The following is a 10,378-nucleotide window of genomic DNA, read 5'->3' on the forward strand; positions in this document are numbered from 1 at the left end:
CGAAGCTCACGCCGGATTGATCGCGCCGCGGCTCGCCCGCCCTTGTGCTGCCACGAGGATGGCGAAGATGAACTTCACGAAACAGGAGACCGTCATGAACCGATCAGCCCTCACGCTCGGCCTTGCCTCCGCCCTCATCCTCGGCGCCGCCACCGCCAGCGCCGCTTCGCCGCCGCAACCGGTCTACATCCACATGAACGGCGCCAACGAGTTCCTCGAACGCCTCGTCTTCGTCCGTCCCGGCCAGAAGGTGGTGTTCGTCAACGAGGATACCGGGCCGCACGCCATTCTCGGCTACAATCCGCAAACCGGCGCCGCGAGCAAGACGTTCGACGACCCCGCGCTGGGGGGCACGCCGGGCAGGGGACACAAGCTCCATACCTACGCGATCAGCTTCCGCCACCAGGGACCGCAATGGTATTACTGCCCGGTGCATGCCGAACTTGCCAAGGCGCCGGGCGGCGTGTGGCTGCCGAAGGTGCGCCCCGGCGTTCACGGATTCGGCACGCCGATGGCCGGGTTGATCGTCGTCACCACCGATCCGGCGCTGTTGAAGGACAACCCCGCCACCAGCGCCGCGAAAATCCTGCCGGGCTATTTCGGCGGCTGAACCGCGCCCGGGCCACCCCCGCCCAGTTGCGCCAATCTCAGGCGCCGATCTCAGGTGGGGGCAGGTCCGGACCAGGCGCGCCGGACATGAGCACGAGATCGTCGCGGTGGATCAGCTCGTCCCGCCCGCGCCAGCCGAGCAGCGCCTCGATCTCGTCGGTGCGGTGCCCGGCGATGAGCACCGCATCCTCGCTCGGATAGGCGGCAAGGCCGCGGGCCAGCGCCGCGCCATCCGGCCCGGCGATCTCGACCGCATCGCCACGCTCGAACCGGCCCTCGACGCGCACCACCCCCGCCGGCAGCAGCGATGATCCGCCGCGAATCGCCCGCACAGCACCGGCATCGACATGCAACCGCCCAAGCGGCGCGAGCGATCCCGCGATCCAGCGCTTGCGCGCCGAGCGCCCGCCGGGTTGCGGCAGGAACCAGGTGCAGCGCGCCCCCGCTTCGAGCGACGCGAGCGGATGCGCGACCCCACCGAGCGCGATCGCCATGGCGCAACCGGCCTGGGTCGCGATCCGCGCGGCGACGAGCTTGGTCCGCATCCCGCCGGAGGAATAGCCCGGCGGCGGCGCGCCGCCCATCGCCTCGATCTCCGGCGTGATCGCGGCGACGACAGGCAGATGCGCCGCCGCCGGATCGCGCCGCGGGTCGGCGGTGTAGAGCCCGTCAATATCGGAAAGCAAAACCAGCTGATCGGCTTCGACCATCTCGGCCACCCGGCCGGCGAGCCGGTCATTGTCGCCGAAACGGATCTCGCCGGTGGCGACCGAGTCGTTCTCGTTGATCACCGGCACCGCGCCGAGTTCGAGCAGCGTGCGCAATGTCGCCCGCGCGTTGAGATAGCGCCGCCGGTCCTCGGTGTCGTCCATGGTCAGCAGCAATTGCGCCGCCACCAGCCCGTGCGCCGAGAGCGCCTCGCTCCAGGCCTGCGCCAGCCGGATCTGCCCCACGGAAGCCGCGGCCTGTTTTTCCTCGAGCCGCAGCCGCTTCTGCGTCAGGCCGAGCTGCCGCCGCGCCAGAGCGATCGCCCCGGAGGAGACGACGATCACCCCCACGCCGCGCGCCCTGAGCGCCGCGATGTCGGCGGCCACGCTCGCAAGCCAGGTCGTGCGCGGCGCCGCGGCCTCGGGATCGACGATGAGGGCGGACCCGATCTTGACCACCAGCAGCCGCGCGCCGCCGGGATCGGGCAGCCCGGGGCTCATTGCCGCCGCTCGCGGATCATCCGCAGGGTTTCGCGCAGCACCGCGTCCACGCCCTGATGCGCGACGGCGGAAATGACCATCACCTTGCTGCCCGACGCGCGTTCGAGCGCCGAGCGCCGACCGGCGATCTGGTGCGGCGTCATCGCATCCATCTTGTTCAGCACGATCAGCTCGGGCTTGTGCGCCAGCCCGCCGCCATAGGCTTCCAGCTCGCCGCGGATCGTCCGCCACGCATCCACCACGTCGCCGGCCGCCCCGTCGATCAGGTGGATCAGCGCGGCGCAGCGTTCGACATGGCCGAGAAAGCGGTCGCCCAGCCCGGCGCCGTCATGCGCGCCCTCGATCAGGCCGGGAATGTCGGCGAGGACGAATTCCTCGGTCATCGACAGCCGGACCACGCCGAGTTGCGGGTGCAGCGTGGTGAACGGATAATCGGCGATCTTGGGCCGCGCCGCCGAGGCGACCGAGAGAAAGGTCGATTTCCCGGCATTGGGCAGCCCGACCAGCCCGGCATCGGCAATCAGCTTCAGGCGCAGCCAGACCCAGCGCTCCTCGCCCGGCCAGCCGGCATCGGCGCGACGCGGCGCACGGTTGGTCGAGGTCTTGAACATCGCGTTGCCATACCCGCCATCGCCGCCGCGCAGCAGCACGATGCGCTTGCCCGGCGCATCCAGATCGGCGAGCAGGGTCTCGCGGTCGTCATCGAGAATCTGCGTGCCGACCGGCACCTTGATCACCACCGGCGGCGCGGCGGCGCCGGTGCGGTCCGACCCGGCGCCGTTACCGCCCTTACGGGCCCGGAAATGCTGGGTATAGCGGAAGTCGATCAGCGTATTGAGGTTCTCGACCGCCTCGAACACGATGTCGCCGCCACGGCCGCCATTGCCGCCATCCGGCCCACCGAACTCGATATATTTTTCGCGCCGGAACGCGACGACACCGTTGCCGCCATCTCCCGAACGCACATAAATCTTCGCCTGGTCGAGGAACTTCATGAGTGCAGATACGCAAAAGGCCGGCACCGGCCGGCCTTCGCGTCTTTCATACCGGAAACAGGTTACTCCGCGGCGATCGGCAGCTTCTCGACCGACACATGCACGCGGCCCTCGGCCCGGCGGGAGAACTTCACCCGCCCGTCGACGAGCGCGAAGATCGTGTGGTCGCGGCCGACGCCGACATTGGCGCCAGGCTTCACCTTGGTGCCGCGCTGGCGGATGATGATGTTGCCGGCGATCACCTGCTCGTCACCGAACTTCTTGACGCCGAGGCGGCGGCCTTCGGAATCGCGACCGTTGCGCGACGAGCCACCGGCTTTCTTGTGTGCCATGGGATATCCCTCCGATCAGGCGGCGTTGATGCCGGACACGCGCAGCACGGTCACTTTCTGGCGGTGGCCGTTCTTGCGGCGGCTGTTCTGCCGGCGGCGCTTCTTGAAGATGATGACCGTATCGAGCTTGTCCTGCGCGATCACCGTGGCGGTGACGGAGGCACCCTCGACAACCGGCTTGCCCAGGGTCACGCCCTGTTCACCGCCGATGGCGAGAACATCGGTGAAGGTCACGGTGCTGCCGGCCTCGGCCTCGAGTTTCTCGACCTTCAGCACCGCGTCCGGCACGACGCGATATTGTTTTCCGCCGGTGCGGATGACTGCAAACATCGATCTGGTCCAATTCTATCTGCAACGCCGCGCGGGCGGACAAAGAAAAGAAGCGCGAAACCCTGCGGCTTCGCGCGATTGCGGGGTTATAGCGCGCTCCATCCCGCTGTCAATCGACTTGCCCGGCCAATCGGCATCGATATGCACCGCCACTGTTGCCTAGTCAGCGCCATCATGCGTATAACGCCGCCCGACCGCGGAGAGGTGCCAGAGTGGTCGATTGGGACGGTCTCGAAAACCGTTGTGCCTTCACGGGTACCGTGGGTTCGAATCCCACCCTCTCCGCCACCGCCACGAATTACCAGATATTATAGCGTATGAAAACCGGCTGATTCCCGCCGGTTTTTGGCGTTTTGCTGTTGCACCCTGACTCATCCCGTTGCATGGTATCCCACACGTCGTGTGGTAACTAGTGTGGGATAAGATTGGGCAAGCTTTCAGCCTCTTCCGTGAAGGCCGCAAAGGAGCCGGGGCGCTATGGCGACGGCGACGGCCTGTACCTTGTTATAAGCCCTCGGGGCGGGAAGTCCTGGGTTTGCCGGGTGCAGAAGGATGGCAAGCGCCGGGACGTTGGCCTGGGGAGTGCAAAGAAGGTGTCCCTGGCCTTGGCCCGCGAGCGCGCCACCAAGGTGAGGACGCAGGTCGAGGTGGGACTTGATCCCGTTGCCGAGCGGCGGAAAGAGGCAGGGATACCCACCTTCAAGGAAGCAGCTGCTCTGGTGTTTGCCGAGCACAAGGCGAGCTGGCGGAATCAAAAGCACCGGGCGCAGTGGCTATCCACCCTTGAGACATACGCGTTCCCGATGCTTGGCGACCTATCGGTTGCCGTGATTGACGGCCACCACGTCCGGGATGCCGTGATTTCCATTTGGCTCGAAAAGCCGGAGACGGCGCGGCGCGTGCGTCAGAGGATCAACACGGTCATCGATTGGGCGATCGGCAAGGGATACCGGACAACGCCCCTGCCGATTGCGGCAATGAATAAGTCGATGCCCAAGGTTAAGGCCAAGGGGGTGCATCATACGGCCATGCCCTATGCCGATGTTCCGGCGTTCGTTGCCAAACTCAATGAGCGGGATACGATGGGACGGCTTGCTCTTGAGACGCTGATCCTCACCGCAACCAGGTCCGGCGAGATTCGCGGCGCGACTTGGGGCGAAATTGATCTCGACAATGCCCTGTGGACAATCCCCGCCGAGCGGATGAAGGCCGGCAAGGAGCATGTCGTCCCACTGTCATCCGCTGCCCTGGACGTGATCCGGCGGGCGCTGGGCTACAGAGAGGCGCGGAGCGAGTTGGTGTTTCCCGGCCAGCGCGGCGGTAAGCCGCTGTCCGACATGACGCTGACCAAGATTTGCCGCGACATGGAGGTTCCCGCCGTGCCGCATGGTTTTCGTTCATCCTTCCGGGATTGGGTGGCCGAGGAAACGGATTTTGATGGCGACATAGCCGAAATGGCCCTTGCCCATGCCATCGGGAATAAGGTTGAGGCAGCTTATCGACGGGGCAATCTTCTGGAGAAGAGGAAGGCGCTCATGGAGGCGTGGGGGCAATATTGCGTCACAAGTCAGAAAAGAGAGGGCCGTGACTAAAATCAAGACTGAAAAGTTGAGCCACTTCGCGGCGCAGCGTTTAGTGCCCGAAGACATAGAAGAAGGTGAGCGCCAAATAACGGCTTTTGCCAAAAAACTCTATTGGCGGTTTTTTGTAATCGATGTGACGTGTAACATCCTATCTGCACTTGCCTTGGTAGCTCTTGGCATAGAGCTTTGGTGGCTTTCGTTGCAGCCGCACAACTATAAAGCGTTTGCTCCCTTTCTTTGGGAAATGACTTTTTTAGCTCTCTGCGTGTTTTTCTGGTTTGGACCAGGGGTATTCCAAAGACGCAAGCGCTTTTTCGTCAACCGACCCTACGATACGATTCTGCCACTCGCCATTGAAGAATTGCTCGCTGAGCTGGCATCAGGACAAATCAAGACCATCATGCCCGCAAAACAGGGCGCTGTCAGTATTTCGGCCTTGCAAAATACTGAAGGGATGCTTTTTGACACCACACTGAACCCCAATGATTTTAAAAACAGGTATGCACCCGTCCTGCTTTCCTCTGAAGTAAAATATTATCCTGGTGCAAAAATACCAAAAATATCTCCAATCCGTCCAATTTATGTTGTGACTATCCCTGCCAAAGAAGCCAATTCTACCGACGAACCTGAGACACAGGCCATAACTGTGGCTACCACTAATCTGTCCGAGCCTACCATTGAAAAAACTGGCCTGGAGAATCTGGATGCGACTGGTAACGCCAGTGAATACACTGCTGACAAAAAAGAAAATGTCATTAGGCATTGGCGATCCTTGGTCCCTCCGGAGCAGAGGACAGCTTTTTGCGAAACATTTGCTGCGGAGGGGGCTGGAAGGGCGATGATGCCAAAAAGATAATCATCGCATTGCAAGCCGTTTTTTCGTATGACGGTAAAATGAAGCCGCGAGTGGGCAGAGAAACTCTTCCGCCCTGATTGGTGCTGCTGTTGCGGCACTTCGACGCGCCATGGAAGATGGCCAAATCGAGACGCTTTGGTTATCCGACGCTCACAGGCCCGATCCAAGTTCATCGCTTGAAAAAATGCTTGGTGACACCAAAGACCACAAGTACACCCAAATTAGAATAAAAACATTCAAATTTTAGGGATACGCGGAAGCTAATGGCGCCGATAACCGCATGATATAAAACCGTTACTGGTTACTGAAGAATTTTTTGATACCAGTAATCAGTAAGCTTTCGCGGATCAGGCACAACGTCTCGTAAAGGCTGGTGGCACGCCATAGCTCAGGATGCCACAAGATGAACCGAGATACCGCCTTGTGCACCGCTGTTGCCGCCCCGTGTCATAGGCGGGCCGATGCGGTGGCGCCGGTGAAATTGAGCGCTGCTCGGACTTCTACCGATCTATCCGTAGCGCGCCCCGGCTCTTGCGGCTGTCTTCAGTTCTTCATTTTCTCACCCCGAATTCGGAGTGCTGGAAGGAACCGTGCTTTTCAAGATGGCCATGGGCTGGTGTGCTGCAGCTACGGATAGATTCGGGTAGGAAGTTCTGGAGCCAGCGCTCAATTTCACCGGCGCGCCACCGCACTCGCCGCCGCCTATGACCACTGGGGGCGGGCAAACAGACCGGTGCACAAGGCGGTAAATGCTGGAGCGGCTTTTGTAACCTGTCAGCCGCATCACGTCCTCAATCGTCAGGAGAACGCTGGGAAAAGTATCTCGGTTCATCTTGTGGCATCCTGAGCTATGGCGTGCCACCAGCCTTTACGAGACGTTGTGCCTGATCCGCGAAAGCTTACTGATTACTGGTATCAAAAAATTCTTCAGTAACCAGTAACGGTTTTATATCATGCGGTTATCGGCGCCATTAGCTTCCGCGTATCCCTAAAATTTTGAATGTTTTTATTCTAATTTGGGTGTACTTGTGGTCTTTGGTGTCACCAAGCATTTTTTCAAGCGATGAACTTGGATCGGGCCTGTGAGCGTCGGATAACCAAAGCGTCTCGATTTGGCCATCTTCCATGGCGCGTCGAAGTGCCGCAACAGCAGCACCAATCAGGGGCGGAAGAGTTTCTCTGCCCACTCGCGGCTTCATTTTACCGTCATACGAAAAAACGGCTTGCAATGCGATGATTATCTTTTTGGCATCATCGCCCTTCCAGCCCCCCTCCGCAGCAAATGTTTCGCAAAAAGCTGTCCTCTGCTCCGGAGGGACCAAGGATCGCCAATGCCTAATGACATTTTCTTTTTTGTCAGCAGTGTATTCACTGGCGTTACCAGTCGCATCCAGATTCTCCAGGCCAGTTTTTTCAATGGTAGGCTCGGACAGATTAGTGGTAGCCACAGTTATGGCCTGTGTCTCAGGTTCGTCGGTAGAATTGGCTTCTTTGGCAGGGATAGTCACAACATAAATTGGACGGATTGGAGATATTTTTGGTATTTTTGCACCAGGATAATATTTTACTTCAGAGGAAAGCAGGACGGGTGCATACCTGTTTTAAAATCATTGGGGTTCAGTGTGGTGTCAAAAAGCATCCCTTCAGTATTTTGCAAGGCCGAAATACTGACAGCGCCCTGTTTTGCGGGCATGATGGTCTTGATTTGTCCTGATGCCAGCTCAGCGAGCAATTCTTCAATGGCGAGTGGCAGAATCGTATCGTAGGGTCGGTTGACGAAAAAGCGCTTGCGTCTTTGGAATACCCCTGGTCCAAACCAGAAAAACACGCAGAGAGCTAAAAAAGTCATTTCCCAAAGAAAGGGAGCAAACGCTTTATAGTTGTGCGGCTGCAACGAAAGCCACCAAAGCTCTATGCCAAGAGCTACCAAGGCAAGTGCAGATAGGATGTTACACGTCACATCGATTACAAAAAACCGCCAATAGAGTTTTTTGGCAAAAGCCGTTATTTGGCGCTCACCTTCTTCTATGTCTTCGGGCACTAAACGCTGCGCCGCGAAGTGGCTCAACTTTTCAGTCTTGATTTTAGTCACGGCCCTCTCTTTTCTGACTTGTGACGCAATATTGCCCCCACGCCTCCATGAGCGCCTTCCTCTTCTCCAGAAGATTGCCCCGTCGATAAGCTGCCTCAACCTTATTCCCGATGGCATGGGCAAGGGCCATTTCGGCTATGTCGCCATCAAAATCCGTTTCCTCGGCCACCCAATCCCGGAAGGATGAACGAAAACCATGCGGCACGGCGGGAACCTCCATGTCGCGGCAAATCTTGGTCAGCGTCATGTCGGACAGCGGCTTACCGCCGCGCTGGCCGGGAAACACCAACTCGCTCCGCGCCTCTCTGTAGCCCAGCGCCCGCCGGATCACGTCCAGGGCAGCGGATGACAGTGGGACGACATGCTCCTTGCCGGCCTTCATCCGCTCGGCGGGGATTGTCCACAGGGCATTGTCGAGATCAATTTCGCCCCAAGTCGCGCCGCGAATCTCGCCGGACCTGGTTGCGGTGAGGATCAGCGTCTCAAGAGCAAGCCGTCCCATCGTATCCCGCTCATTGAGTTTGGCAACGAACGCCGGAACATCGGCATAGGGCATGGCCGTATGATGCACCCCTTGGCCTTAACCTTGGGCATCGACTTATTCATTGCCGCAATCGGCAGGGGCGTTGTCCGGTATCCCTTGCCGATCGCCCAATCGATGACCGTGTTGATCCTCTGACGCACGCGCCGCGCCGTCTCCGGCTTTTCGAGCCAAATGGAAATCACGGCATCCCGGACGTGGTGGCCGTCAATCACGGCAACCGATAGGTCGCCAAGCATCGGGAACGCGTATGTCTCAAGGGTGGATAGCCACTGCGCCCGGTGCTTTTGATTCCGCCAGCTCGCCTTGTGCTCGGCAAACACCAGAGCAGCTGCTTCCTTGAAGGTGGGTATCCCTGCCTCTTTCCGCCGCTCGGCAACGGGATCAAGTCCCACCTCGACCTGCGTCCTCACCTTGGTGGCGCGCTCGCGGGCAAGGCCAGGGACACCTTCTTTGCACTCCCAGGCCAACGTCCCGGCGCTTGCCATCCTTCTGCACCCGGCAAACCCAGGACTTCCCGCCCGAGGGCTTATAACAAGGTACAGGCCGTCGCCGTCGCCATAGCGCCCCGGCTCCTTTGCGGCCTTCACGGAAGAGGCTGAAAGCTTGCCCAATCTTATCCCACACTAGTTACCACACGACGTGTGGGATACCATGCAACGGGATGAGTCAGGGTGCAACAGCAAAACGCCAAAAACCGGCGGGAATCAGCCGGTTTTCATACGCTATAATATCTGGTAATTCGTGGCGGTGGCGGAGAGGGTGGGATTCGAACCCACGGTACCGTGAAGGCACAACGGTTTTCGAGACCGTCCCAATCGACCACTCTGGCACCTCTCCGCGGTCGGGGCGGCGTTATACGCATGATGGCGCTGACTAGGCAACAGTGGCGGTGCATATCGATGCCGATTGGCCGGGCAAGTCGATTGACAGCGGGATGGAGCGCGCTATAACCCCGCAATCGCGCGAAGCCGCAGGGTTTCGCGCTTCTTTTCTTTGTCCGCCCGCGCGGCGTTGCAGATAGAATTGGACCAGATCGATGTTTGCAGTCATCCGCACCGGCGGAAAACAATATCGCGTCGTGCCGGACGCGGTGCTGAAGGTCGAGAAACTCGAGGCCGAGGCCGGCAGCACCGTGACCTTCACCGATGTTCTCGCCATCGGCGGTGAACAGGGCGTGACCCTGGGCAAGCCGGTTGTCGAGGGTGCCTCCGTCACCGCCACGTGATCGCGCAGGACAAGCTCGATACGGTCATCATCTTCAAGAAGCGCCGCCGGCAGAACAGCCGCCGCAAGAACGGCCACCCAGAAAGTGACCGTGCTGCGCGTGTCCGGCATCAACGCCGCCTGATCGGAGGGATATCCCATGGCACACAAGAAAGCCGGTGGCTCGTCGCGCAACGGTCGCGATTCCGAAGGCCGCCGCCTCGGCGTCAAGAAGTTCGGTGACGAGCAGGTGATCGCCGGCAACATCATCATCCGCCAGCGCGGCACCAAGGTGAAGCCTGGCGCCAATGTCGGCGTCGGCCGCGACCACACGATCTTCGCGCTCGTCGACGGGCGGGTGAAGTTCTCCCGCCGGGCCGAGGGCCGCGTGCATGTGTCGGTCGAGAAGCTGCCGATCGCCGCGGAGTAACCTGTTTCCGGTATGAAAGACGCGAAGGCCGGCCGGTGCCGGCCTTTTGCGTATCTGCACTCATGAAGTTCCTCGACCAGGCGAAGATTTATGTGCGTTCGGGAGATGGCGGCAACGGTGTCGTCGCGTTCCGGCGCGAAAAATATATCGAGTTCGGTGGGCCGGATGGCGGCAATGGCGGCCGTGGCGGCGACAT

Annotated in this window: 12 protein-coding genes, 2 tRNA genes and 2 pseudogenes; 7 read left to right on the plus strand and 9 right to left on the minus strand. The window is 60.3% G+C overall.

Annotated features, from left to right (window positions below; all coding sequences use genetic code 11):
* Positions 1-94: 94 nt before the first annotated feature.
* Complete coding sequence (locus ACIDOCELLA78_RS84145; protein WP_249675128.1) at positions 95-610, plus strand: Cupredoxin; 516 nt, start codon at positions 95-97, stop codon at positions 608-610.
* Between the two features lie 37 nt (positions 611-647).
* Here the strand turns inward: ACIDOCELLA78_RS84145 and proB are convergent, their stop codons facing one another.
* From proB to rplU (ACIDOCELLA78_RS84165), 4 genes are all read right to left on the minus strand, one after another.
* Entirely contained in the window at positions 648-1,817 is a 1,170-nt protein-coding gene (gene proB, locus ACIDOCELLA78_RS84150; protein WP_201727914.1) for a glutamate 5-kinase, read from the minus strand.
* Positions 1,814-2,812, minus strand: coding sequence for a GTPase ObgE (gene obgE / locus ACIDOCELLA78_RS84155; RefSeq protein ID WP_201727915.1), 999 nt, complete (start codon positions 2,810-2,812; stop codon positions 1,814-1,816). The genes proB and obgE (ACIDOCELLA78_RS84155) overlap by 4 nt, the downstream gene beginning before the upstream one ends.
* Before the next feature lie 62 nt (positions 2,813-2,874).
* Positions 2,875-3,144, minus strand: coding sequence for a 50S ribosomal protein L27 (gene rpmA, locus ACIDOCELLA78_RS84160; protein WP_201727916.1), 270 nt, complete (start codon positions 3,142-3,144; stop codon positions 2,875-2,877).
* Positions 3,145-3,159: 15 nt separating this feature from the next.
* On the minus strand, positions 3,160-3,474 hold the full coding sequence (gene rplU / locus ACIDOCELLA78_RS84165) for a 50S ribosomal protein L21 (protein ID WP_201727917.1): 315 nt from the start codon (positions 3,472-3,474) through the stop codon (positions 3,160-3,162).
* A gap of 198 nt (positions 3,475-3,672) precedes the next feature.
* Between rplU (ACIDOCELLA78_RS84165) and ACIDOCELLA78_RS84170 the strand changes: the two genes are divergently transcribed.
* The 3 genes from ACIDOCELLA78_RS84170 (at position 3,673) to ACIDOCELLA78_RS84180 (ending at position 5,913) form a co-directional block, all read left to right on the plus strand.
* Positions 3,673-3,762 (plus strand) — tRNA-Ser (locus ACIDOCELLA78_RS84170).
* A 137-nt stretch (positions 3,763-3,899) separates the two neighbouring features.
* Entirely contained in the window at positions 3,900-5,066 is a 1,167-nt protein-coding gene (locus tag ACIDOCELLA78_RS84175) for a site-specific integrase (RefSeq protein WP_201727918.1), read from the plus strand.
* Positions 5,059-5,913, plus strand: coding sequence for a hypothetical protein (locus tag ACIDOCELLA78_RS84180; protein ID WP_201727919.1), 855 nt, complete (start codon positions 5,059-5,061; stop codon positions 5,911-5,913). Before ACIDOCELLA78_RS84175 ends, ACIDOCELLA78_RS84180 begins: the two co-directional genes overlap by 8 nt.
* 971 nt (positions 5,914-6,884) lie before the next feature.
* On the opposite strand, the gene ACIDOCELLA78_RS84185 is transcribed toward ACIDOCELLA78_RS84180, so the two are convergent.
* From ACIDOCELLA78_RS84185 to ACIDOCELLA78_RS84205, 5 genes are all read right to left on the minus strand, one after another.
* Positions 6,885-7,421 carry a hypothetical protein gene (locus ACIDOCELLA78_RS84185; RefSeq protein ID WP_214006274.1) on the minus strand — a complete coding sequence of 179 codons (537 nt, stop codon included), beginning with the start codon at positions 7,419-7,421 and terminating at the stop codon, positions 6,885-6,887.
* Positions 7,422-7,477: 56 nt separating this feature from the next.
* Entirely contained in the window at positions 7,478-8,005 is a 528-nt protein-coding gene (locus ACIDOCELLA78_RS84190; protein WP_201727921.1) for a hypothetical protein, read from the minus strand.
* Entirely contained in the window at positions 7,998-8,507 is a 510-nt protein-coding gene (locus tag ACIDOCELLA78_RS84195; RefSeq protein WP_249675131.1) for a site-specific integrase, read from the minus strand. Before ACIDOCELLA78_RS84195 ends, ACIDOCELLA78_RS84190 begins: the two co-directional genes overlap by 8 nt.
* The gene (locus ACIDOCELLA78_RS84200; RefSeq protein ID WP_374223230.1) at positions 8,480-9,136 is read right to left on the minus strand and encodes a tyrosine-type recombinase/integrase; all 657 of its coding nucleotides are present in this window, start codon (positions 9,134-9,136) and stop codon (positions 8,480-8,482) included. Before ACIDOCELLA78_RS84200 ends, ACIDOCELLA78_RS84195 begins: the two co-directional genes overlap by 28 nt.
* A gap of 161 nt (positions 9,137-9,297) precedes the next feature.
* A tRNA-Ser gene (locus ACIDOCELLA78_RS84205) sits at positions 9,298-9,386 on the minus strand.
* Between the two features lie 199 nt (positions 9,387-9,585).
* Between ACIDOCELLA78_RS84205 and rplU (ACIDOCELLA78_RS84210) the strand changes: the two are divergent.
* The 3 genes and pseudogenes from rplU (ACIDOCELLA78_RS84210) to obgE (ACIDOCELLA78_RS84220) form a co-directional block, all read left to right on the plus strand.
* Positions 9,586-9,897 (plus strand): annotated as a pseudogene (gene rplU, locus ACIDOCELLA78_RS84210) (50S ribosomal protein L21).
* Between the two features lie 15 nt (positions 9,898-9,912).
* Positions 9,913-10,182: a 50S ribosomal protein L27 gene (gene rpmA, locus ACIDOCELLA78_RS84215; RefSeq protein WP_201727916.1), complete on the plus strand. Its 270-nt coding sequence runs from the start codon at positions 9,913-9,915 to the stop codon at positions 10,180-10,182.
* A 62-nt stretch (positions 10,183-10,244) separates the two neighbouring features.
* Positions 10,245-10,378, plus strand: a pseudogene (gene obgE, locus ACIDOCELLA78_RS84220) (GTPase ObgE); the annotation flags it as partial.

The sequence above is a fragment of the Acidocella sp. C78 genome (assembly GCF_907164655.1).

What these genes read in the sequence shown, in the direction of transcription:
- ACIDOCELLA78_RS84145 (WP_249675128.1), top strand. Translation starts at nt 95, where the DNA reads ATGAACCGATCAGCCCTCACGCTCGGCCTTGCCTCCGCCCTCATCCTC.
- proB (WP_201727914.1), bottom strand. Translation starts at nt 1,817, where the DNA reads ATGAGCCCCGGGCTGCCCGATCCCGGCGGCGCGCGGCTGCTGGTGGTC.
- obgE (WP_201727915.1), bottom strand. Translation starts at nt 2,812, where the DNA reads ATGAAGTTCCTCGACCAGGCGAAGATTTATGTGCGTTCGGGAGATGGC.
- rpmA (WP_201727916.1), bottom strand. Translation starts at nt 3,144, where the DNA reads ATGGCACACAAGAAAGCCGGTGGCTCGTCGCGCAACGGTCGCGATTCC.
- rplU (WP_201727917.1), bottom strand. Translation starts at nt 3,474, where the DNA reads ATGTTTGCAGTCATCCGCACCGGCGGAAAACAATATCGCGTCGTGCCG.
- ACIDOCELLA78_RS84195 (WP_249675131.1), bottom strand. Translation starts at nt 8,507, where the DNA reads ATGGGACGGCTTGCTCTTGAGACGCTGATCCTCACCGCAACCAGGTCC.
- rpmA (WP_201727916.1), top strand. Translation starts at nt 9,913, where the DNA reads ATGGCACACAAGAAAGCCGGTGGCTCGTCGCGCAACGGTCGCGATTCC.